The sequence below is a fragment of the Huintestinicola butyrica genome (genome assembly GCF_025567215.1).
GTDB classification, from domain to species: Bacteria; Bacillota; Clostridia; order Oscillospirales; family Ruminococcaceae; genus Huintestinicola; species Huintestinicola butyrica.
The window spans coordinates 92077-116010 of sequence record NZ_JAOQKB010000003.1; the positions used below are offsets into that span (position 1 = coordinate 92077).

The 23934-nt window shown below is 48.8% G+C and carries 25 protein-coding genes; 24 read left to right on the plus strand and 1 reads right to left on the minus strand.

Annotation, left to right across the window (positions count from 1 at the left end):
- Positions 1-68 precede the first annotated feature (68 nt).
- The 15 genes from OCV68_RS04530 (at position 69) to OCV68_RS04600 (ending at position 17161) form a co-directional block, all read left to right on the plus strand.
- Positions 69-1031: a ribose-phosphate diphosphokinase gene (locus OCV68_RS04530; protein WP_022474247.1), complete on the plus strand. Its 963-nt coding sequence runs from the start codon at positions 69-71 to the stop codon at positions 1029-1031.
- 117 nt (positions 1032-1148) lie between these two features.
- Positions 1149-1775 (plus strand): aminoacyl-tRNA hydrolase, encoded by a 627-nt coding sequence (pth, locus tag OCV68_RS04535; protein ID WP_262571067.1) that lies wholly within the window; start codon positions 1149-1151, stop codon positions 1773-1775.
- A gap of 19 nt (positions 1776-1794) precedes the next feature.
- On the plus strand, positions 1795-5319 hold the full coding sequence (gene mfd / locus OCV68_RS04540) for a transcription-repair coupling factor (protein ID WP_262571069.1): 3525 nt from the start codon (positions 1795-1797) through the stop codon (positions 5317-5319).
- Between the two features lie 181 nt (positions 5320-5500).
- On the plus strand, positions 5501-7546 hold the full coding sequence (gene recJ / locus OCV68_RS04545; RefSeq protein WP_262571071.1) for a single-stranded-DNA-specific exonuclease RecJ: 2046 nt from the start codon (positions 5501-5503) through the stop codon (positions 7544-7546).
- 25 nt (positions 7547-7571) lie between these two features.
- Positions 7572-9767 (plus strand): RelA/SpoT family protein, encoded by a 2196-nt coding sequence (locus tag OCV68_RS04550; protein WP_022474243.1) that lies wholly within the window; start codon positions 7572-7574, stop codon positions 9765-9767.
- A gap of 34 nt (positions 9768-9801) precedes the next feature.
- Positions 9802-10458, plus strand: a complete 657-nt coding sequence (locus OCV68_RS04555; RefSeq protein WP_022474242.1) for an MBL fold metallo-hydrolase — start codon at positions 9802-9804, stop codon at positions 10456-10458.
- Between the two features lie 41 nt (positions 10459-10499).
- Positions 10500-11060: a zeta toxin family protein gene (locus OCV68_RS04560; RefSeq protein WP_147622919.1), complete on the plus strand. Its 561-nt coding sequence runs from the start codon at positions 10500-10502 to the stop codon at positions 11058-11060.
- 86 nt (positions 11061-11146) lie between these two features.
- Positions 11147-12604, plus strand: coding sequence for a coproporphyrinogen dehydrogenase HemZ (gene hemZ / locus OCV68_RS04565; RefSeq protein WP_147622920.1), 1458 nt, complete (start codon positions 11147-11149; stop codon positions 12602-12604).
- Between the two features lie 19 nt (positions 12605-12623).
- Positions 12624-12974 (plus strand): hypothetical protein, encoded by a 351-nt coding sequence (locus tag OCV68_RS04570; protein ID WP_022474238.1) that lies wholly within the window; start codon positions 12624-12626, stop codon positions 12972-12974.
- 30 nt (positions 12975-13004) lie between these two features.
- Positions 13005-14381 carry a 23S rRNA (uracil(1939)-C(5))-methyltransferase RlmD gene (rlmD, locus tag OCV68_RS04575; protein WP_262571074.1) on the plus strand — a complete coding sequence of 459 codons (1377 nt, stop codon included), beginning with the start codon at positions 13005-13007 and terminating at the stop codon, positions 14379-14381.
- Positions 14382-14491: 110 nt separating this feature from the next.
- Positions 14492-14956 (plus strand): NUDIX domain-containing protein, encoded by a 465-nt coding sequence (locus OCV68_RS04580; protein WP_262571075.1) that lies wholly within the window; start codon positions 14492-14494, stop codon positions 14954-14956.
- Positions 14957-14975: 19 nt separating this feature from the next.
- On the plus strand, positions 14976-15707 hold the full coding sequence (locus OCV68_RS04585) for a nucleotidyltransferase domain-containing protein (RefSeq protein ID WP_262571077.1): 732 nt from the start codon (positions 14976-14978) through the stop codon (positions 15705-15707).
- A gap of 172 nt (positions 15708-15879) precedes the next feature.
- Positions 15880-16716 (plus strand): patatin-like phospholipase family protein, encoded by an 837-nt coding sequence (locus tag OCV68_RS04590; RefSeq protein WP_147622926.1) that lies wholly within the window; start codon positions 15880-15882, stop codon positions 16714-16716.
- Positions 16717-16792: 76 nt separating this feature from the next.
- A complete protein-coding gene (locus OCV68_RS04595) occupies positions 16793-16963 on the plus strand; it encodes a hypothetical protein (protein ID WP_022474476.1) in 171 nt (56 codons plus the stop codon).
- 24 nt (positions 16964-16987) lie between these two features.
- Positions 16988-17161 (plus strand): DUF4250 domain-containing protein, encoded by a 174-nt coding sequence (locus OCV68_RS04600; RefSeq protein WP_022474475.1) that lies wholly within the window; start codon positions 16988-16990, stop codon positions 17159-17161.
- A 45-nt stretch (positions 17162-17206) separates the two neighbouring features.
- Here OCV68_RS04600 and OCV68_RS04605 read toward each other — a convergent pair whose 3' ends face one another.
- Positions 17207-17614, minus strand: coding sequence for a bis(5'-nucleosyl)-tetraphosphatase (locus OCV68_RS04605; protein WP_022474474.1), 408 nt, complete (start codon positions 17612-17614; stop codon positions 17207-17209).
- Between the two features lie 525 nt (positions 17615-18139).
- Here OCV68_RS04605 and OCV68_RS04610 point away from each other — a divergent pair.
- The 9 genes from OCV68_RS04610 (at position 18140) to OCV68_RS04650 (ending at position 23911) form a co-directional block, all read left to right on the plus strand.
- A complete protein-coding gene (locus OCV68_RS04610; RefSeq protein WP_262571082.1) occupies positions 18140-18499 on the plus strand; it encodes a PadR family transcriptional regulator in 360 nt (119 codons plus the stop codon).
- A complete protein-coding gene (locus OCV68_RS04615) occupies positions 18486-19040 on the plus strand; it encodes an AAC(3) family N-acetyltransferase (protein WP_262571084.1) in 555 nt (184 codons plus the stop codon). The genes OCV68_RS04610 and OCV68_RS04615 overlap by 14 nt, the downstream gene beginning before the upstream one ends.
- An 18-nt stretch (positions 19041-19058) precedes the next feature.
- Positions 19059-19757, plus strand: a complete 699-nt coding sequence (locus tag OCV68_RS04620) for a permease prefix domain 1-containing protein (RefSeq protein ID WP_262571086.1) — start codon at positions 19059-19061, stop codon at positions 19755-19757.
- 106 nt (positions 19758-19863) lie between these two features.
- A complete protein-coding gene (locus tag OCV68_RS04625) occupies positions 19864-20136 on the plus strand; it encodes a hypothetical protein (protein ID WP_262571088.1) in 273 nt (90 codons plus the stop codon).
- A 32-nt stretch (positions 20137-20168) separates the two neighbouring features.
- Positions 20169-21488 carry an aminotransferase class I/II-fold pyridoxal phosphate-dependent enzyme gene (locus OCV68_RS04630; protein ID WP_262571090.1) on the plus strand — a complete coding sequence of 440 codons (1320 nt, stop codon included), beginning with the start codon at positions 20169-20171 and terminating at the stop codon, positions 21486-21488.
- 62 nt (positions 21489-21550) lie between these two features.
- Positions 21551-21874: a cyclic-di-AMP receptor gene (locus tag OCV68_RS04635; RefSeq protein WP_262571092.1), complete on the plus strand. Its 324-nt coding sequence runs from the start codon at positions 21551-21553 to the stop codon at positions 21872-21874.
- A 1-nt stretch (position 21875) separates the two neighbouring features.
- Positions 21876-22835 carry a DNA polymerase III subunit gene (locus OCV68_RS04640; RefSeq protein WP_262571094.1) on the plus strand — a complete coding sequence of 320 codons (960 nt, stop codon included), beginning with the start codon at positions 21876-21878 and terminating at the stop codon, positions 22833-22835.
- 23 nt (positions 22836-22858) lie between these two features.
- The gene (locus tag OCV68_RS04645) at positions 22859-23725 is read left to right on the plus strand and encodes a PSP1 domain-containing protein (protein WP_022474465.1); all 867 of its coding nucleotides are present in this window, start codon (positions 22859-22861) and stop codon (positions 23723-23725) included.
- 18 nt (positions 23726-23743) lie between these two features.
- Positions 23744-23911 carry a hypothetical protein gene (locus tag OCV68_RS04650; RefSeq protein ID WP_022474464.1) on the plus strand — a complete coding sequence of 56 codons (168 nt, stop codon included), beginning with the start codon at positions 23744-23746 and terminating at the stop codon, positions 23909-23911.
- The last annotated feature ends 23 nt before the right edge of the window (positions 23912-23934 follow it).

Consider the following 23934-nt stretch of genomic DNA (forward strand, 5'->3'; position numbering starts at 1 on the left):
CTGATTGTGAGCAGCGCATAAAACAGCCCCATATTTTTGGAATTTATTTATAGAAAAGGAGAAGAAAAATGAATCTTCACGGTAAGGATATCAAAATCTTCACTGCAAACTCCAATCCCCAGGTAGCTGCCGACATCGCAAAGGCGCTGGGACTTCCCCTCGGTCAGTCCGAGGTCGTTACCTTTTCCGACGGAGAGGTAAGCGTTTCCATTAAGGAAAGCGTTAGAGGTTCCGACGTATTCGTTGTTCAGTCCACCAGCACCCCTGTAAACGACCACGTGATGGAGCTTCTCATTATGATCGACGCATTTAAGAGAGCTTCCGCAGGCCGTATCACAGCAGTTATCCCCTACATGGGATATGCACGTCAGGACAGAAAGGCTAAGGCAAGAGATCCCATCTCTGCAAAGCTTATGGCAGACCTGCTTACCGTTGCGGGCGCTGACCGTATCCTCACAATGGATCTCCACTGCGCACAGATCCAGGGCTTCTTCAACATTCCCGTTGACCATCTCCTCGGTGTGCCCATTCTGGTTCCCTACTTCGTTGAGAAGTTCAAGGACATCAAGGACAATACCATCATCGTATCTCCCGACCTTGGCTCCGTAACCAGAGCAAGAAACTTTGCCGCTAAGTTTGACGCTCCTCTTGCTATCGTTGATAAGAGACGTCAGAAGGCAAACGTATGCGAAGTTATGAACATCATCGGCGACGTTAAGGATAAGGACGTTATCCTCGTTGACGATATGATCGACACCGCAGGTACCCTCTGCAACGCTGCAAAGGCTATCATGGAAAAGGGCGGCGCAAGATCCGTTACCGCTTGTGCAACTCACGGCGTTCTTTCAGGCCCTGCTATTGAGAGGATCCAGGCAAGCGTTATCAAGGAAGTTGTTATCCTTGATACTATCGCACTCCCTCCCGAGAAGCACATCGACAAGATCACTGTTCTCCCCGTTGCTCCTGTATTTGCTCAGGCTATCGAGAGAATTTACGCAGACAGACCCATTTCCCCTCTTTTCAATAACTGATATCGTATATCAAACCAAATAAATAAAAGATACATAGGCGGCACTAACATCGTTAATGCCGCCTAAAGGTATTTATAAATATGAGTTACCGAGCTTGTGTAAACGGAAGGAAATAAAATGAGTATTTTTGATGTATTCGAGCAGCTCAACAAAAACAAAGTCCCCAAGCCGACAGGTCCCGTGGAATATATCATTGTAGGTCTGGGAAACCCAGGGGCACAATATGAAAACACCCGCCACAACGCAGGCTTTATGACTGTCGATACCCTGGCGGCAAAATATAAATTTGACATAAAGAAGCTGAAATTCAAGTCCCTTACAGGCGATGTTGTCATTGCAGGCAAGCGATGTCTGGTAATGAAGCCCTCCACATTTATGAACAACAGCGGAGAAGCTGTGGTGGAGGCGATGAATTTCTACAAGATACCCATCGAAAATGTGATAGTATGTTATGACGATATAAGCCTTGAACCGGGCAAGCTGCGCATTCGCCGAAAGGGAAGCGACGGCGGCCATAACGGCATAAAGTCCATCATATATCTTACAGGCTCTCAGGATTTCCCACGCATAAAGATAGGCGTAGGCGCAAAGCCCTCCAAGGACTATGACCTGGCAAACTGGGTGCTGGGCAATTTTCCCTCGGAGGATATCCCCAAGATGCACGAATCCACCGAGCACGCCTGTGAAGCCATAGAGCTTATGGTCAAGGGCGAGACCGACAAGGCAATGAACCTTTTCAACTGATAAGAAAGACAGGCGGAAAATGAACAACTCACTTTTCGGTAAAATGCAGAGCGTGCTTATGTCTCAGTCGGACATAAAGGACATCTGCGACACATTAAAACGAGGATATTACCCACTGGCTGTGTCTGGACTTTCGTCCATACACAAGGCTCAGCTGGCACTTATAATAAGCACCCTTTCGGAAGAAAGCGCCCCTCTCCTTATCATCACCGATGACGAGGCAGGGGCTAAACGTATTTGCGATGATATAAACGAAATGTATGCCGTTTCCCAGAATGAAAATGAAACAGCCGCATATATCTATCCCGCAAAGGACATCACTCTGGCAAGGGTGGAAAGCGTTTCAAAGGAATATGAATACCAGCGCCTGTGCGTGCTGGCGAGGCTCATAGACGGCAGCTGCAAAATAGTCTGTGCTTCGGCGGAGGCGGTAATGCAGCGCACTATCCCTCCCGATGTGCTGGCTGACCGCACAATCAAGCTGTCAAGGGACACTTCCGTGCAGCTCCCCGACCTCATAAGCCGCCTTATCGCCGCAGGCTACACCCGCTGCGACAAGGTGGAAAGCCCCTCCCAGTTTTCCGTGAGAGGTTCCATTGCGGATATCTTCCCCGTGCAGGAGAAAATGCCCGTCCGTATGGAGCTGTGGGACGATGAGATAGATTCCTTTGCATATTTTGACCCCGAGACCCAGCGCCGCACCGAGCAGATAGACGAGCTTATTATCCCCCCCGCAGGCGAGGTGCTTTTTAACAGCGCAGACGCACTTGTACAGAAGATAAACGCCCTCTCCGCAGGAGTAAGAGGAAAGCGCACCGAGCTTGTGCGCTCAAACCTTGCCAAGGACGCAGACAATGTTTCAAACGGCGTAAGCCTTGCAAATATCGACAAGTATCTGCCGCTGGCATATGACAAGCCCGCACTTATCTTCGATTACCTGAAGCCCGACAGCCCTGTGCTTTTCTGTGAGTTCCACAGCTGCTGCGAAAAGGCAAAAGCAATACAGTCCCAGTTCAATGAGGACATGAAGATACTCCTTGAAGAGGGCGAGCTTTGCAGAGGTCTGGACGGCTATATAGCCGAGTTTGAGAGCATTTCCGAAACAGCTGTGAAATTCCCCTGCGTGCTTATGGATACGTTCCTGCGCACAAACGATATCCGCTGCAAAAAGCTCTGGACAATGACCGCCTATCAGACCGCTCCGTGGGGCGGCGAGATACGTCAGCTTTCGGAGGATCTGCGTTCGTTCATCGACCGCAACTACTCCGTCATCGTGCTGGCAGGCTCTGAAAAAACTCTGCCCATAATCGCCGAGGATCTGAGAAATGACGGCATTCCATGCGACATAATGACAGAGGAGACCACCCTTACCAAGGGCAGAGTTCTCATCACCACAGGCTGCCTGTCATCGGGCTATGATTATCCCGACATCAAGACCGCCCTTATCACTCAGGCAAAGGCAATGAGCTCCAAGAGGAAGCTCAAAAAGAAGAAAAAGGGCGAGGAAATAAAGTCCCTGGCAGATATCGCCCCGGGCAATCTGGTAGTTCACGCTCTCCACGGAATAGGCAGATTCGAGGGCATTCGCAAGCTGGAGCTGGAGGGCATCACCAAGGACTATATCACCATAAAATACGCAGGTACGGACGTGCTTTATGTGCCCGTTACCCAGATGGATCTTATTTCAAGATATATCGGTCCCCGTGACGATACGGGCGTAAAGCTCAACAAGCTTTCCTCCAACGAGTGGCAGAAAACACGTTCCCGTGTAAAGAAAGCCGTCAAGGATATGGCGGACGAGCTTATTGCCCTCTACGCAAAGCGCAGCAAAACAAAGGGCTTTGCATTCTCTGAGGACAACGACTGGCAGAACGACTTTGAAGCCCGCTTTGACTATACCGAGACAGATGACCAGCTCCGCTGCATAGAAGAGATAAAGCAGGATATGATGAAGCCCACCCCCATGGACAGACTTCTCTGCGGAGACGTGGGCTTCGGAAAAACAGAGGTGGCTTTCCGTGCCGCATTCAAATGTATGCTGGACGGCAAGCAGTGCGCAGTGCTTGTGCCCACAACCGTCCTTGCATGGCAGCATTACCAGAGCGCACTGAAAAGATTTGAGCATTTCCCGTTTAAAATAGAGCTTTTGTCCCGCTTCCGCACCAAAAAGCAGCAGGAAGAGATACTCAAACAGGTGGCTCTGGGCACTGTGGATATGGTCATAGGCACTCACCGCCTTGTGCAGAATGACGTTAAGTTCAAGGATCTGGGTCTTGCCATAATCGACGAGGAACAGCGTTTCGGCGTTGCCCACAAGGAGCGCTTCAAGGAAGCGTTTACGGGCGTTGACGTGTTGACCCTTTCCGCAACACCTATCCCACGAACCCTCAACATGGCAATGAGCGGCATAAGAGATATGAGCGTCATAGAAGAGCCGCCCGTTGACAGATATCCCGTGCAGACCTATGTTATCGAGCACAATATGGGCGTTATAATCCAGGCGATAAACAAGGAGCTGAGGCGTGGCGGTCAGGTTTATTATATCCATAACCGTGTGGAGACCATCGACCTGTGCGCCGCAAAAATAGCCGAGCTTATCCCCGACGCACGTATCGCCGTGGCTCACGGTCAGCTTTCCGAGGAACGTCTCTCGGATATCTGGACGGAGCTGGTTGACCACGAGATAGACATACTTGTCTGCACCACCATCATCGAAACAGGCGTTGACGTGCCTAACGTAAACACACTTATCATCGAGGACGCAGACAATCTGGGACTTTCCCAGCTCTATCAGCTGAGAGGCCGTGTGGGACGTTCCAACAGGCGTGCCTTTGCGTATTTCACTTTCAGGCGTGGCAAAGTGCTTACCGAAATAGCCTCCAAGCGCCTTGACGCAATAAGGGAGTTCACCCAGTTCGGCAGCGGCTTCCGTGTGGCAATGCGTGACTTGGAAATAAGAGGCGCAGGCTCAATTCTGGGCGGTCGCCAGCACGGTCATATGGAGGCAGTAGGATACGATATGTATCTGCAGCTGCTGAACGAAGCTATCGCCGAGGAAACGGGACAGACACCTCCCCGCACTCCCGAGGAATGCCTTATCGACCTGCAGATCGAGGCGCATATCCCCGACGACTATATCGAGAGCCTTGCAGGCAGACTGGACGCTTACCGCAAGATCGCAGCAGTTTCCACCAAGGAAGAGAGCATCGACCTGCTGGACGAGTTCATCGACCGCTACGGCGATCCTCCGAAAGCAATACAGGGACTTGTCACCGTTGCACTTACAAGGAATATGGCAGGCAAGGCGGGAATAACCGAGATAACCCAGCGCAGCAATGCACTGCTCATATATGTAAAGACAGCGGGCATGGAGCAGGTTCAGGCGCTTGTAAAGGCATTTGGCGGCAGAGTATCGGTAAACGGCTCTGCGGATAAGCCGTACATTGCTATAAAGCTTACCAAGACTGACAGACCTGTTGAGATAATGCAGACTGCTGTTGAAACATTCTATGAAGCAGGGGAACAGGCAAAGAAAACCAAATAATATAAGGGAACCTCTCCTTTTCGGCATGAAACGGAGAGGTTTTTTGCGTGCAGAGTCAGTTTTCGTGTTCATAATATGTTCTTGATTATTATTTCATAAAATGCTATAATATATTGTGAGTAGCTATAGGTACTCGTATCCGGTGATACAGATCAGTATTACAACGAAAGATGGTATTTATTTGATAAAAAAATGGCAGATCGGCACACCCGACCCTGCGGCTGCGGATATTCTTTCCCGACAGGGAGGGCTGTCCGTTCTCGCCGCCAAAGCCCTTGCTTCAAGAGGCATTGATACAATAGAAAAAGCTGCCGATTTCTTCGGTCAGAATGATGATGAGCAGTATTCCGACCCGTTCCTTATCCGTGATATGGACAAGGCCTGCGACGCTGTTTCCGAAGCGGTGGAGAACGGCACGCTCATCTGCATATACGGCGATTACGACTGCGACGGCGTTACCGCCACAGCTGTATTGTCAGGCTATCTTACCGATATCGGCGGAAACGTGATGACCTACATCAACGAGCGTGAAGAGGGCTACGGAATGAACAGCGGAGCTGTCAGGAAGCTGGCAGAGCAGGGCGTGGGGCTTATCGTCACCGTGGATAACGGCATTGCCGCCGTTGCCGAAGCGGAGCTTTGCAAGGAGCTTGGCATAGCCCTTGTTATAACCGACCACCATCAGCCCGGGGAGAATTTGCCCGATGCTCTTGCAGTGGTTGACCCCCACAGAGCCGACTGCCCCTCGATATATAAGGACCTTTGCGGCTGCGGTCTTGCACTGAAGCTCATTGCAGCCATGGAGGGCGGCGATATGGACTGCGCTGTTGAGCAGTTTTCCGACCTTGCCGCCGTTGCCACGGTCGCCGATGTTGTTCCTCTCACGGGCGAGAACAGGGCGCTTGTGCGGGACGGTCTCCATTACCTTGAAAACACCGAAAATATGGGGCTTCGTGCCCTTATCGGCAAAGCAGGGCTGAAAGCCCCCTACACCTCCGCATCGGCAGCCTTCGGGCTTGCCCCAAGAATAAATGCGGCAGGCAGGATAGGCTCTCCATCGGACGCTCTCTCGCTGCTTACGGAGGAAGACCCCGATGAGGCGGAAGCTCTGGCGGAAAAGATATGCGAGCTTAATGCAGAGCGCAAAAATTACGAAAACGCAGTTCTTGCGGATATCTACGAAAAAATAAAGGAAAATCCCGCAGTGCTGGACAAGCGTGTGATTGTTTTCAGCGGCGTTGACTGGCACCACGGCGTTGTGGGAATAGTTGCGGCACGGTGCATGGAAAAATTCGGCAGACCCGTTTTTCTCATGTCACGCAACAGGGGAGACACGGAGGTGCGTGGCTCCGCCCGTTCATTCGGCGGCTTCAGCATCTTCAAGGCACTGAGCTTTGCAGCAGATACCCTTACCAAATTCGGCGGACATTCGGGCGCAGGCGGCTTTTCTCTGACTGAGGAAAATATCCCGCTGTTTGATGAAAAACTGCAGGAATTTGCGCATGGTCTTGCCTGCGACGGCGTTTCATTCTCACCTGCGGTGACAGTCTGCGGAGCGGTAACTCCCGGTGAGCTTACGGCTGAAAACATCGAGGGACTGAACGTCCTCGAACCCTTCGGAGAAGCAAATCCCCGTCCCGTTTTCCTTATTTCCGACTGTGTGATATCAGACATTATCCCCCTTACGGGCGGAGCGCACACCAAGCTCACGCTCACAGGCGGGAACACAAAATTTGCGGCGCTTATGTTCGGCACAAAAACTGCTGAATTTTCATATAAAAAGGGAGATGTGGTGAACGTCATCGCTTCTCCCGAGATAAACACCTTCGGCGGCAGAAAAAGCGTTAATCTGCGCATCGCCGATATAAGAAAAAAAGGCATAAATCAGTCAAAGCTCATTGCAGCCGAGGAAGCATATTATGCCTTTAAGCGAGGTGAGCGTATCGACAGGCGGCTCATTCCCCACATAACCCCCGAAAGAGCCGACCTGGCGGCAGTGTATAAGGCTCTCGGGAAAGACACTATTTCTCCTTTCGGACTGTTCCAGAGGGTTGGCGGAGATATGAACTACTGCAAATTTCTCATCTGCCTTGACGTATTCGCCCAGTCGGGGCTTATGGCTTACGATAAGGGCGCAGACAGGATATCTGTCATTCAGGGCGCACCAAAAGCCGACACGGAGAAGGCTCCCATAATGGAAGCTCTCAGGCGGCTGGCGGCACAGTGATCACATACTTTAGGAGGCGGCGCATATGCTCAACAAATCCGAGACTGTATATACAATAGATTCGCTTATTCAGAAAATACTTGACGATGAAAAGCAGTATGACCTGAGCAAGATAATTTCCGCATATGAATTTGCGGCAAAGGCTCATGCAAATCAGGTGCGCTCATCGGGCGAGCCGTACATCACCCACCCCGTAGCAGTGGCATATATCCTGCTGGAGCTGGGTATGGATACGGATACTATCTGTGCCGCTCTTCTCCACGACGTTGTGGAGGATACGGACACCACCCTTGAAGAGCTGAGAAAGCTTTTCGGTCAGGACGTGGCAATGCTGGTTGACGGCGTTACAAAGCTGGGCAAGATACCCCTTTTCACCAAAGAGGAACAGCAGGCAGAGAACGTAAGAAAAATCCTCCTTGCCATGTCGCAGGATATCAGAGTTATCATAATAAAGCTCTGCGACCGCCTCCACAATATGAGAACGCTCCAGTTCCGCCCCGCATACAAGCAGAGGAACACGGCTCTGGAGACCATGAACATCTATGCGCCCATAGCTCACCGTCTCGGTATCAGGACTATCAAGGACGAGATAGAAGATCTGGCGTTCAGGTACCTTGACCCCTACGCATATGCCGAAATAGAGCAGATGCTTAAAATACGCAGTGACGAGCGTCAGGCATTCATCAACTCCATCAAGGAGCAGATCGCAAAGCGCTTTGTGGAAATGGGTCTGCCCGAGCCTCAGATGTCGGGACGTGTAAAATCGGTTTACGGCATTTACCGAAAAGCATTCATCAAGGGCAAGGGTCTTGATGAAGTGTATGATATTTACGCCGTGCGCATTATAGTCAACACTGTAAACGAGTGCTACAATGCGCTGGGTATAATCCACGATATGTTCAAGCCCATACCCAACCGCTTCAAAGACTACATCGCAACGCCCAAGGCAAATATGTATCAGTCCCTGCATACCACCGTTATCGGCAGAGAGGGTATCCCCTTTGAGGTGCAGATAAGAACTGTTGATATGAACTACACCGCTGAATACGGTATCGCAGCCCACTGGAAATACAAGGAGGGCATAAAGGGAAAGGATAAGCTGGAGGACAGACTGGCATGGATACGCCAGATAATTGAAGCCCAGCAGGAAACCGACGATGTTGAGGAAATTGTCCGCACCATCAAGAGCGACCTTGCTCCCGAGGATATTTTCGCATTCACTCCCAAGGGCGATATCATAACCCTGCCTGCGGGCGCAACCATAATCGACTTTGCCTACGCAATCCACACCCAGGTCGGCAACAGAATGAAGGGCGCAAAGGTCGATGGAAAGCTTGTTTCCCTTGATTATCAGCTCCAGACGGGCGAGATAGTTGAGATACTTACCTCTCAGGCTCCCGACCACGGTCCCAACCGTGCATGGCTGGATATATGCAAGACCAACGAAGCCAAGTCCAAGATACGCTCATGGTTCAAGAAAGAACGCCGTGAGGAAAATATCGCCAAGGGCAAGGAGGATCTGGAACACGAGTTCAAGCGTAACGGCATAAACGTTCCCCCCGAGGATATGGAAAAGTTCCTTGCAGACGATATGAAGCGCCACAACTGCGCAACGCTGGACGATTTCTATGCGGCTGTGGGCTACGGCGGCATCATTCTTTCAAGAATACTCCAGAGGCTCAAGGACAGCTACGCAAAGCAGTACTCCGCTCCCAACGCCGCAAAGCCCGCTCCCTTTGTTCCCAAGAAGAGCAACACCGGCATCATTGTCGGCGGCGAGAGCAACATAGACGTAAAGCTTTCCAAGTGCTGCAACCCTCTCCCCGGAGAAGATATCATCGGCTTTATCACCAAGGGCCACGGCGTTTCCGTTCACCGCAAGGACTGCTCCAAGTATATTGAAGCAATGAAGAACGGTATCGAGACCGACCGCTGGGTAGAAGTCACATGGGCAGAAAATGCAGCCAAGAACGACAATCCTATATTCAAGGCAACGCTGGACGTTGTTTCCTACGACAATATCTCTCTGCTGGCAAACGTTACCGCAGTCACAGCGGAAATGCGCATACCCGTCTCCGAGCTGACCACAAAGATGCTCAAAAACGGCAACGCAAATCTTATCATGACCTGCAGCATCGCAGGAGTTCAGCAGCTTAATATGCTTATCTCCAAGCTGAGAAAGGTGCAGGACGTTATCAGCGTGGAACGTATCGTAAACTGATACTGATAATATACCTCGGAAAGGCGGTAATAATATGAACGTGCTCAATCTTCCCCCTCTTAGCCAGTTCGGGGTAAACTCGTACCTTATCTGGGACGAGAACATGAACGGTGCTCTTATAGATGCTCCCTACGGCGGCGATTATATATTGAAGCAGATAGCCGAAAAGGGTGTAAAGCTGAAAAAGATCCTCCTCACCCACGGCCACTGCGACCACATTGCCTCAGCGGCATATGTGTCCTACAAAACAGGTGCGGAAATAGTTATCCATTCCGCCGACAGGGAAAAGCTCACAAACGGAAAGACAAATCTCACGGAATATTTCGGTCTCCCTCCCGTTGACCCCATTGGCGAAGCAACGGAGATACAGGACGGAGATATCGTAACCGTAGGGGAGCTGGAATTTGAAGTCCTCCACACCCCGGGTCACACAAGCGGCTCCGTGTGCTATATCCTGGGTGACAATATGTACTGCGGAGATACCCTTTTCAAAAACAGCATGGGCAGGACTGACATGACCGACGGCAGCGAAAAGGCAATGTATGAGTCTCTGGCAATGCTTTATGATTTTGATACCAAGACCGACTACAAGCTTTTCTCGGGTCACGGTGAAAACTCCACCATGTTTGAGGAAAGGGCACACAACCCTTATATGAAATACGCATGGGAGCATTTTGCGGGTGAGGAATAAAAAAACATAGCGAATAATCAAAACGAAAGGAGCGCAGCTGGGTGAAGTATTACACCATTATCGGCGGAGTAAACGGAGTTGGCAAAAGCAGTCTGACAGGCGTATTGAAAAAGCAGCGTACTGATATGGGTATGATAATCGACACGGATATGCTGAACGCCAAGTACAACGGCGACCGGATAAAAGGCGGAAAAGAAGCTGTCCGTCTTATAAACGACTGCCTTTCAAAAGGCATAGATTTCACACAGGAAACCACGCTTTCGGGAAAGAAGACCCTGAAAACAATAATCGCCGCCCGTGAAAAAGATTACTGCATACGTTTGTTTTATGTTGCTGTAAGCTCATCGGAAGAAAGCATACGGCGCATTGCAAACCGTGTTGCCAAGGGCGGGCACAATATCTCCGATGACGACGTTAAAAGGCGCTATGCCAACCGTTTTGATGACCTGCTTGCCGTTCTTCCGTACTGCAACGAAGCGCATTTCTATGACAATGAAAACGGCTTTGAAGAAGTGGGCGAATACCGCAACGGGGACATACTCTTTACCAGCGAAGCTCCCCCTACATGGCTTAAAGAAATAAAACATCGGCTGACAGAATAAGACTGCTTTCCTGCCGCCCGCAAAATAAAAAGCACTACGGGAAGCATGAAAAATACTTTCCCCCATAAGAAAAGTGAGATAATACAATGACCGTATATTTTGAAAACAACACATACAAATACGAGACGGAAGCGGTGCTGAAGCTCTTCTGTCCGCTGGAAAGCTTTGAGTTTGAATATGATAAGCCCGCTCCCGACGAAGGGGACAGGATAGTTGTATCCGTATCGGATAAGTTATACATACTCGCCTGCCTGCACGGAAAGACCTGCGAGAGATCTCTCCCGCTGCCCGAGGAAAGCGAGTATGAGATATCCTTGTGCAGGATGCTTTACAAGGCGCTTTCCGAAATCACGGGAGTAACGCCCAAATGGGGCTGCCTTACGGGAATACGCCCCGTAAAAAAGGTGAACGCACTTATTGAAGAGGGACTTTCCAAGGAAGAGATATTTGAAAAGCTGAAAGAAAAATATTATATCTCCCCCGAAAAATTTGAGCTTTCCTACCGCACCGCCGTGACACAGAAAAATGCGCTGGATACCCTTGACCCAAAGAGCTATTCGCTTTATGTGTCAATCCCATTCTGTCCGTCAAGATGCTCATACTGCTCATTTGTTTCCCACTCGATACAGTCAAAGGGAGCAAAGGAGCTTATCCCCCGGTATGTGGATATGCTCTGCCGTGAGATAGAGGAAACGGGAAATATCCTCCGTGGCAAGAACACTTTCTGCGACACTGTATATATCGGCGGAGGAACGCCCACATCACTTTCCGCACAGGAAATCGAAAAAATAATGCAGGCAATAGCCAAAAACATTGACATTTCTAAAATTCGTGAATATACTGTAGAAGCAGGCCGTGCAGATACCATCACCGAAGATAAGCTTATCGCCATAAGGGATAACGGAGCCACAAGAATTTCCGTAAATCCCCAGACCATGATAGACAGCGTCCTGAAAGCTGTGGGAAGAAAGCACACAGCAGCTCAGGTGGAAAAATGCTTTGCCCTTGCAAGGAGCCTTGGCTTCAAAAACATCAATATGGACACCATTGCAGGGCTGCCTACGGACACCACAGAGGGCTTTAAGGAGACCATAGACCGCCTTACCGCACTTGACCCCGAAAGCATCACCGTTCACACCCTTACGGTAAAGCGTTCTGCCGATCTGTTCAAAAGCTCCGATGATCTGAGAAAGAATTATCTTACGGATAACTCCATCTCGGAAATGGTGGACTTCGCCTTTGCGGAGCTGACCGGAAAAGGCTATGACCCATATTATCTTTACCGCCAGAAGAACACGGTGGGCAATCTGGAGAATGTGGGCTACGCAAAGAAAGGCTATGAGAGCCTTTACAACATCTACATCATGGAAGAGGCTCAGAACATCATTGCCTGCGGCGCAGGCGGCTCCACAAAGCTTATTGACCACTCCACAGGCAAGATAACACGGCATTTCAACTACAAGTTTCCCTACGAGTATATTTCACGCTACGAAAAAATGACGGCATACAAGCCGCAGCTGGAGGAGTTCCTTTCTCAGCTGTAACCAAGAGGAGGAAATTTTTATGAAATACGGTTTTGATGACATTGTTGCAATTTCCAAGGACGCTGTTGACAAGATAACAGGCAAGGCAAATGAGGCTGTCAACGTATCAAAGGCATATGTTGAGCGTGCGCAGCTGCGGGTTAAGCTCAAAGAGCGCTACTATGAGCTGGGCAAGGTATGCTATTCCATGCACAAGGACAGCACCGACGAAACAGGCAATATGAAGCGCCTTATCAAGGAAATAAAAATGCTGGAAGCTCAGCTGGAATTTGCTGAGGACGCCAGCGGCAAGCCTCATGTATGCGAGTTCTGCGGCGCAAAGAACGCTCCCGACAACACCTACTGCTGCAAGTGCGGCGAGAGATTATAAAATCATAATATAAACTCCCAAATGGAAGGAATGAACATCACAATAAAAAAGAATGATATTATCACGCTTGAAATAACGGATATTACCGCCGAGGGCAGCGGAGTGGGGCATGAAAACGGCATGGCTGTTTTCGTGCCCTCTGCCGCAAAGGGCGATATTATCTCGTGCAGGATAGTCAAGGTGCTGAAAAATCTGTGCTACGGCATAGTTGAGGAAATAATCACTCCCTCGCCCGACAGGCAGGACAGAGGGTGCGATGTCAAGAAAGCCTGCGGCGGCTGCGTTTTCCGCCACATATCATATGAGTCGGAGCTGGATATCAAAAACAACATCGTAAAGAACGCCTTTATCCGCCTGGGTAAATTTGAGGACAGCGGGATATTTATGCCTCCGCTTGGCTGCGATGAAACGGACAAATACCGCAACAAGGCGCAGTATCCCGTTACCACAGACAAGGACGGCAGGCTCACCTGCGGCTTTTATGCCCAGCGCAGCCACAGGGTAGTGCCATGCACCGATTGCCTTCTCCAGCCCGATACCTTCGGCGAGCTGCTAAGGGAGATACTGAAGCTTGCAAACGAGAGGCATATCTCCGCATATGACGAAGCCAGCGGAAAGGGCATTCTCAGGCACATATATCTGCGCAGAGGATATCACAGCGGAGAGATAATGGTCTGTTTCGTATCATCAAAGCCCGACCCGAAATTTCAGTCCATTGCAGATATACTTATGAAAAATCACGCCGATATAAAGTCGGTGATACTTAACATAAACAGCAAGAACACAAACGTTATCATGGGCAGCAGGTGCATAACTCTCGGCGGAAGCGACACCATAACCGACATTATGTGCGGAAACAGAATATCTTTGTCGCCGCTGTCATTTTATCAGGTGAACACCGCTCAGGCGGAAAAGCTTTACGGCATAGCTGCGGAGTTTGCGGCGCTGACAGGCGATGAGGACGTGCTTGACCTTTACTGCGGCGCAGGAACCATAGGGCTTTCCATGGCAGGAAAAGCAAAGCACATAACAGGTGCGGAGATAATCCCTCAGGCGGTGGAAAACGCCAAGCTCAACGCCCGTAAGAACGGCATAGAGAACGCCGACTTCATCTGCGCCGATGCGGGACAGGCGGCAAAGCTCCTGTGCGACAAGGGCAGAGCTCCCGATGTTATAATCACCGACCCTCCGAGAAAGGGCTGCGACGCTCTCACCCTGGACAGCATTGTGAAGATGTCTCCCAAGCGTGTTGTAATGGTCTCCTGCAATCCCGCCACCGCCGCCCGTGATTGCCGCTGTCTTGCGGACAAGGGGTATGAGCTTCAAAAGGTAAGGGCTGTTGATCTGTTTCCCGGTACGGGGCATGTGGAGTGTGTGGCATTATTGTCCAAACTCAAAAGTGACTAGCATATTGAGAAAAATACACAACGATCAGCGGCTCTCTAAGTCATCTGTGCAGAAGTGAAAAAAGTGATGCCCAAGGCTGTGCAATGTGTATTAAGGAGGTTGAGGATATTATGGAACGAACTGTAAGAAATGCGGCAAAAGCATTGATCATAAAAGACGGTAAGATGTTGGCAATAAAAATAAATGACGGAAAAGAAGAATGGTATATTATGCCCGGCGGTGGGCAAGATGCGGAGGAACTTCTTCCTGAAGCGGTTTGCAGAGAAGTGGCAGAAGAAATGGGATTGCAGGTAGAGGTGAAAGACTTGGCGTTTGTTATAGAAGGCTTACATGGAGAACAGTTTCATCGGGTCGATTTGGTGTTTTTGTGTGAGTATATAGGAAAAGCTGAAAATGCTGTTTTGCAAAGTGATACAAATCAGGTTGGATATGACTGGCTGGATATTGAGACTTTAAATACAACACCTTTATATCCTTCAAAATTACGCAGGCAGATCATGAATTTGTATGAAAGAAAAGCGTATAAAGTATATTTGGGGAATGAAGAAATTGGAGACCCGGAAGTAACAGACTAAATAATGAAGGGAATCGTTTATGCGAAGAGTGATACCGTATAATAAAGTGAGTTATGATTATGAGAAGGTATTGAATGAGTTTGTATCAGCCTTAAAAAACAGATTAGGCGAATGCTTAGTAATGGTTTATTTGACGGGAAGTTATGCGAGAGGCGATGCAAATGATAATTCGGATTTAGATGTGTTCTGTATTTTCAGTACAATAAATCAATATGTTTTAGAAACTGTTGGTCATTGTGCAAGAAACACATCGATACCTTATGATTTGTTGGAGATAAATACTCAAAGTCTATCAGTAAACGAATATAAAAGTAAAATATTCGAAGATTGGTCAGAATATGCGGTTACAGAACTAAATAGCGTTTTATTGTATGGTGAGCAACCGATAGAAGTTGAAAATATAAATGAAAAAATTCAGTTATCTTACAAGAAAAATATGGCAGATATTATAATGAGTATTCGCCATTATATATGTGTAGATGAGCCAAAGGAATTACTTACGCATAAAAAAATTTCTACATACATTTTGAAGCCACTCATGTTTGCATTAAGACAAGAACGCTTTTGCTCAACAGGAGTTTATCCATTGTCGACAGAAAGCTTATTAGAATCGTATCAGGATGATAACAGGATTTTGGTTGAATACTTCTTGAGTCAGGAAAGATTCGAAACTGATATTTTGTCTGATCATAAAGAGACTTTGATGTTTCTTCATGATAAAATACAAAACTTTCTTGAAAACGATATATGAGCAGAAAATCACTTGAAAACTTCAGCTTTATGAACGCATCTCCTCAAACGGCCCGAACACATAAAAGGATATGGACTTACCGAGCTGAGATCATGGCAAGAAAAGATCTCATGATTGACACCCCCGCACGCAGGTGATATAATAGAAAGAAAAAAAGAAAGCAGGCAAAAAAATGACAGGACTTGTACTTGAGGGCGGAACCTTCAGAGGAACATTCTCCGCCGGGTTCATGGACGCTCTTATTGAAGAAAACATCGAATTTCCGTACATAGTGGGAGTTTCTGCGGGAATATCCAACGCCGCCTCCTACGTGTCAAAGCAGTTCGGACGAAATCTTGAGATATTCAAAAAATACCGCAACGACAAGCGGTATGTGGGCGCAGGGAATTATATGCGCTGCAAAAGCTATTTCGGACTGGACTTCGTTTATGACGAGATACCCAACAAGCTTGTGCCCTTTGACTACGAGGAATATCACAAATACAAAGGCCACTTCCTTGTGGGCGTGACCAATGCCGAAACGGGCAAGTTTGAGTGCTTTGACGGCATCAGGGACACCGACAAGTGGCAGTATCTCAGGGCGTCATGCGCTATTCCCGGCTATTTTCCGCCCATAATGATAAACGGCAAACCCTATTTTGACGGCGGACTTGCTTCTCCCATCTGCGTAAAGCAGGCGCTTAAAGACGGCTGCTCAAAGACGGTTATAATCCTCACCCAGCCCAAGGGCTTTGTAAAAAAATGCGGCAAGGGCAATATTGTCATGAGCCAGCTCATAAAGTCAAAATACCCCGCAATGGAGATGCCGCTCCTCGCCCGCCACAAGCTTTACAACAATCAGATACAGTTCTGCGAGGAACTGGAAAGACGTGGCAAGGCGCTGATATTCCGTCCCTCCGAGGCGCTGGACAGCTTCCAGAAAAACACCTCAGAGCTGGAGCGCTACTGGAAAATGGGCTATGACCTTGCCAAGGCAAACGCCGACCGCATAAGAGATTTTATGAACTGATATATTCTGCTTTCATGTGCATAATAATGTTAACGCCGCACGATGTACGGCATATGCAATGAAAGGAATGTATATTATGGAAAAAAACGGACTTAACGCCCTTTTAAATTCAAACAGGCAGGCAAAGACATTTTTCGGCTCGCTGCCCGATTATGTTCAGGGCGGCATAATGCTCCGCTCGGAAGAGATAACCTCCGAAGAGGAGCTTCACAAATGCGCCGACAGCATCTTTGCGGAGTTTGAATAAGGGCACTCTGAAAGGAAAATCAAAATGCTGCCAAACGACCCCATCATGCTTATGAGCGTGGTAAACACCAAGCTCAGGGACATTTATCCCTCTCTTGAACGTCTCTGTGACGATCTTGACATCTCCGAAAAGGAGCTTACGGACAAGCTCAGTGCCGCAGGCTTCACCTATGACCCTGAGCAGAATCAGTTCAAATAATAAAAAATGGCTGTATCGAAGAAATACTTTCGATACAGCCATTCTTTATAAACATATAGCGCTTCTTGCCTTGTTCACGATAGTCTTGTCGTTTTCATAGGTGAGCATCTGGACGGCGTGACCGATATCCACCCATCTTATCTCGGCGATCTCGTCCTCCTGAGGGACGTAATCGAAGGTCTTTGCCTTGGCTATGAAATAGACCACTACCTTCTGGGTGTCCTTTCTGGGAAAATAGGTCACAGTTTCACGGAATGTGGGGTCGATGAGGACATCAAGCGACGTTTCCTCCTTTATCTCACGCAGAGCCGTCTCGACCTCTGTCTCGCCCTGCTCAACGTGCCCCTTTGGAAAAGACCAGTGACCGCTGTTAATGTGTTTTATAAGCAGTATTTCCGTGTTCCCGTGGTGCTTGCGATAGACTATTGCGCCGCAGGACTTTTCATAGGTCATATATGTAGCACATCTCCCTTTCCGAATAGAATTTTAAATTAGTATAATTATACCATAAAAAAATCGTTTTGTCTGCACTTTTTATAAAAAACATAAAAAAATTACGTTTTATTTTTTGTGACTTAATTTTTGGCGGCATGTTGCCGCTGCCTCTTCGTTGATTCGTTTTGTACAGGCATATCATTTGTGACTCGGTAACTTTCGTTTACACGATTTATTCAACAGTGTCGTGTCGCCGCTGCCGCCTCGTTGATTCGTTTTGTACAAGCATATCATTTGCAGCTCGGTAACTTTCATTTGTACAGGGATAGAATCCTGTCATTTACATCATGCCCTGCCGTTCCGACATATATGCTTTAAAGTTTGATATTGGCATTTTATATTACTATAAGTATAATTACAGTAATATTATACTATAATCAATCAAAGATTAAAATCAGATTACAACTTGCCGAGATACCTTGACAGGCGAGGTATCTAATATTATAATAATAGCATAGGAAATAAACGGAAAGAAGGTGCGTGATGTCAGTTGCATCCGACCTTATACGAGGTCACACGGACACAATAATACTTTCCCTGCTTATCATCGGGGACAGCTACGGATATAAGATAAACAAGGACATAATGCTTCTCACGGGGAACCGCTTTGAGTTCAAGGAAGCCACGCTTTACAGCGCTTTCAGGCGGCTGGAGCAGGCAGGTCTCATCGTCTCCTACTGGGGCGAAGAGGCTGTGGGCGCACGGCGCAAATACTACACCATCACCGATGCGGGACGGAAGCAGTACAAGGAAAACATTTCCGACTGGGAACGCACAAGGGCGGTAGTGGATAACCTGCTTTATGCGCCCAGGAACGAGGGGAAAGAAAATGGCACTGAATAAGCAAGACCTGATAAACGGCTTTTGCAAGGCAGGGATAAACAAAGGGGACGAGATAGAAGTCCACAGCTCCCTGAGCAGCTTCGGATATGTTGACGGCGGAGCAGAGACCGTTATCTCCGCCCTGAAAGAGGCTGTGGGAGATAACGGCAGCATTTTTATGCCCGCTCTGCGGCTCAGTCCCGAGCTTCCTCTTACAGAAGAGGACAAAAAAGCGGGCATCACCTCAAAGATAAAAATTCTCCCCGAAAACAGGACGCACAGCGCCATGGGCATAATTGCCGACACCTTCAGAATGATGCCCGACACTGTCACGGGCGACGGGATATTTGCAGTATCGGGCTGGGGACGAAACGCCAATGAAGCAGGCGAGCCGCCCGTAAAGCCATGGTATTCCATTCAGGCTCAGGCATATGAAAAGGGGCTTATCCGAGAGGGATACATAGGCAGCTGCAAATATATGTGCTTTGGCATACGGGACGTTGTAGGTCTGTACAGGCAGGCACTTGAGACCGACCCGCCGGGGCTGTACGGTCTGAGATAATGAAAGGAATGAGATTCGATGAAAAATTCACTTAAAGCATATGTTGACGGATTGTTTGCGGACGCTGTTCCAAGCCCTGCGCTGGAAGAGCTTCACGATGAGATACTTTCCAATCTTTCCGAGCGATATGACGACTGCATAAAAGCGGGAATGTCTCCCCAGAGAGCATTTACCGCAGTTATCGGCACCATGGGCGACGTAAGCGGACTTATCGCACAGGTAAGCGGTTCGGGAGTACATGAGGTTGGCATATTTGAAAAAATATCCCCCAAGAGCAGACTTTTTGAGAAATACGCATATGTATTTACAGAGGATAACCTTAAATCAATAAAGGGCGCTGTTATATCTGTGATGTGGCTGGCAATAGTCATCATTTACTTCCTTGTAAGCTTCCTCTATGGCGGCTGGACAGTCACATGGCTCATTTTTGTCGTAGGCGCTGCGCTGACGGTGGCAGTGAACACCGCCTCAAAGATCATGAAATACAGCAGGGCAGGCGATGACCCCGAAAGCAGGATAAAGCTTCTTTCCGCAGTCGAGGGCGGCGTTACCTCCATCATGTGGCTTGCCATTGTGATAGTGTACTTTATCGGCAGCTTCGCTTCACGCAGATGGGAAATTTCATGGCTCATATTCGTTGTGGGCGCTGCGGCGCAGATAATCATCAGCCTTGTTTTCAAAATTCAGAAAAGCAGATTTAATACTAATCACCAATAAAACTATAGACAAAAAATCATCGCATAATCCATATACGCAAGATCATGCTCAATTTTTTGTATAGTTTTTAATTGGTGCTTAGTATAAATTCGGAAAGGAAATCATTATGAAAGGACTAAGGCGCAGGGATATTGCGGTAATGGTCATCGTTTTTTCGGCGGCGGTATGGCTGGCGGGAATGATGCGCTCGTTCCTGCTGAGTGAGATTGCTGAAAGGCTTCTTCCCCATGTGATATTGCAGGCTGCGGAAAGCTCTGACGGCAATGAAGCACAGTTCTCGCTCAAAGCAGGCGATACAGTTCTGCGCATATACACAAGTCCCGACAACAAACTGCACATCTTCCGACAGGAGCATCAGAACTGTCAGGAAAAACAATAAATCGGTGCAGTGTAACATGAAAGGAACAATCAATGAACACCCCCATAAAGGATTTTACTGATAATTACGCAAAGAGCGGGATAATTCGTGCCCATATGCCGGGGCACAAAGGAAAATTTCCCCTTACCGAGTTTGATATAACCGAGATAAAAGGCGCCGACAGTCTTTTCGAGGCGGACGGCATCATTGCCGAAAGCGAGAAAAACACCTCGGAGATATTTCACTCCTACAAGACGCTTTACTCCGCAGGCGGCTCTACTCTCTGCATTTTCACAATGCTTGCCATGTGCCTTATGAACGGCAAAAACCGCCGTGTGGCTGCCGTGCGCAACTGCCACAGGTCTTTTCTCAATGCCTGCGTGTTCCTTGACGCAGAGGTGGAATGGATATATCCCGAATATGAAAACACCCTTGTTTCGGGAAAAATCACTCCCGAAGCAGTGGAAAGGGCCATAGAAAAGTCCTCCCCAGCCTGCGTATATCTCACCTCGCCCGATTATCTGGGGCATATAACCGAGATAGACGGAATCGCAGATATCTGCCATAAACACGGCGTGATGCTGCTGGTGGATAACGCTCACGGGGCATATCTTAATTTCATAGGCGAGCCGCCCATGCACCCCAATTACCACGGTGTCGATATGTGCTGCGACAGCGCCCACAAAACTCTCCCTGCCCTGACGGGCGGGGCATATCTGCATATAAACAACCCCAAAGCGGAAAAGTACGAGGGCTATGCCAAGGAGATAATGTCCATGTTCGGCTCCACAAGCCCCTCATATCTTATCATGCGCTCCCTGGACGAATGTGCCGATTTTATGGACACAAGGGCAGGCAAATATTTTAACGAGATGAAGCTTGCGGCGGATAAGGCAAAGTCTCTCCTTTCCCCCGTGTGGCGCACCGAGGACACGGAAGCTGGCAAGCTTACTTTGTTCACCCCGCCCTGCGGATATACGGGCACGGAGCTTGCGGACATTTTACGTGAATATAAGATAGAATGCGAATACGCCGACCACACCCACATCGTGCTTATGCTGACAGGGCTTTCGGCAGATGAGATAACATACATAGGCAAGGTGATATCAAACCTCCCACAGCCGAGGATATTTGTCCCAACGCCGAAGATAAAAAGCTTTTCGCCCCTTGAAAAGGCTATGAGCATTCGTGAAGCGGCATTTTCGGACAGCGAGGAAATATCCGTATCCGATGCGGCAGGCAGAATATGCGCCAGAGCCGTTTCCTGCTGCCCTCCAGGGATTGCGGCAGTTGTGGGCGGAGAAAAATTTTCCCGGGAAAGCATAAATATTTTGAAAAACTATAGCATTTTTAAAGTAAATGTGGTAAAATGATAATGTATAGCTGTACCATTGCTATACTGTAAAATTTGATTTTATGCAAAGGAAATGATCCTATGAAGCTGATATTTGCGGTCATCAACAACGACGACAGCCACGAGGTCTCAACCGAGCTTACAAAGAACGGTTTTTCCGCTACAAAGCTTGCTTCCACAGGCGGATTTCTCATGTCGGGAAATAGCACTTTCCTTATATGCACCGACGAACAGCGTGTCGATGAGGCAATAGACATTATCAGGAACTGCTCCAGAAGAAGGAAGCAGTTCGTTCCCACAACTCCCTCGGGCCGTGCGGAGGCTACTGCTTCCTTCCCTGCGGAGGTATCCGTAGGCGGCGCCACTGTGTTCGTAACGGACATCGAGCGCTTCGAGAAGCTCTGATATGAAGCTGTATTCAAAGGAATGTATCGAGCGGCCTGTAAGCGCCATGGCAAAAAGCGGGCGCTTTGTTCACTCGTATATCATCACAGGCGAAAAGGGCACGGGCAAAAAGGTGGCTGCAAAGTACATCGCAATGCAGCTGCTGTGCGATAATCACAATGCCTGCGGGCAGTGCCGTCAGTGCAGGCGTGTGCTGAACGGTCAGCACCCTGACTTCATCACCGTGGAAAAAAGCGGACGCATCTACACCATAAACGATGTGCGCACCAAGGTGGTAGATGACAGCTACACCGCTCCCAACGACTGCGAGAGAAAGGTGTATTTTCTCCCCGACTGCGAGGGCTGGATGGACGCCGCTCAGGACGCTCTGCTGAAAATTACGGAAGATCCCCCCGACACGGCGTATTTCATCTTCACAGCCGTTAATAAGAACAGCTTTCTGCCCACGCTCATCTCCCGCTCAATGACGCTGGAGGTCCCCGAAGCCACCCGTGAAAACTGTGCGCAGGCACTGAGGGACACAGGCAAATACACCGAGGAGCAGATAAGCGAGGCTGTAGGCTCATTCGGCGGAAACATAGGCAGGTGCATGGATTTTCTGGACGGCGACGCTGACCTGAAAAAATCCGCAGATGCTGTAAAAAAAGCAGTGGAAGCCATGATAACAGGCAACGAATATTCCCTGGCAGTGACGCTGAACAGCGCCGCATCAAGCCGTGAGGAAATGAGAAGCGTTCTTGAGATGCTCTCCCGTGTTGTCCGTGACGCCGCTGCCGCAAGGTATGGCTCAAAGACATTTCTCGGCTGCTCCGCAGGCGGTGCGATGAGAATGTCCGAAAGGATATCGTCGGGCAGGCTGATAGCAATGTACGACGCAATCTGCGAGGCTTCATACAGATGTACCCGAAACTGCAACGCCCAGGTGGCTGCGGCAGTTCTCAGCGGAAAGCTTTGCAGATAAATTTGAAAGGACTGGTCATAGAAGTGACTGAAATAATAGGAGTCAGATTTAAGCGCACCGGCAAGACCTACTACTTTGCTCCCGGCAGCCCCGCTCCCGAGGTGGGAATGCAGGTCATCGTGGAAACAGCCCGAGGCGTGGAATGCGGCGAGGTGGTCATGGGCAGCCGCATGGTGGAGGACGACAAGATAATCCCCCCCTTAAAGCCCATAATCCGTATTGCAACGGAAAAAGACCTGAAAATAGTTGAGCAGAACAGGGCAAAGGAACAGACTGCCGCAAAGATATGCCAGGAAAAAATTGCAGCCCACAAGCTGGATATGAAGCTGGTAGATGTGGAATGCACCTTTGACAACAACAAGCTCCTGTTCTATTTCACAGCCGATAACCGAGTGGATTTCCGTGAGCTGGTAAAGGATCTGGCGGCGGTGTTCCGCACAAGGATAGAGCTTCGCCAGATAGGCGTAAGAGACGAGGCAAAAATGCTGGGCGGTCTGGGCATATGCGGAAGGCCCTTCTGCTGCAAGACATTTCTCAGCGAATTCCAGCCTGTATCCATCAAAATGGCAAAGGAGCAGGGACTTTCCCTGAACCCCACAAAAATATCGGGAACCTGCGGCAGACTTATGTGCTGCCTGAAATACGAGCAGGATTTCTACGAGGAGCAGATGAAGGTAACGCCCAAGATCGGTGCATACGTCAAAACTCCCGATTTCAAGGGCTATGTGGAGGAGGTAAATCTTCTCACAGGAAAGCTCAGAGTAAAGCCCGAAAAATCCGATGACCCCTCCGTGGTATTTGACAAGGAGGACGTTAAGGTAATAAAAGACGGCCGTGTAAAGATCGACCGTGATGAAATAAAAGCTCTCAAGCAGCTTGAAGACAAATAATTATTGGAGGTATTTATTATGGAAAAGACAAACAAGGGACTTTCTATCGCAAGAGAGATCATTCTGGGAACCACATTCTTCCTTACACTGGCAAATGTAGTTCTTATGATAGTTCAGCTGGCTCTGGCTGCAAAGCAGAACAGAGGATACATCAAGATAAAGGACAATGACGAGCTTCCTTTCTGAGGAACGCTCACGACAGGAAAGGT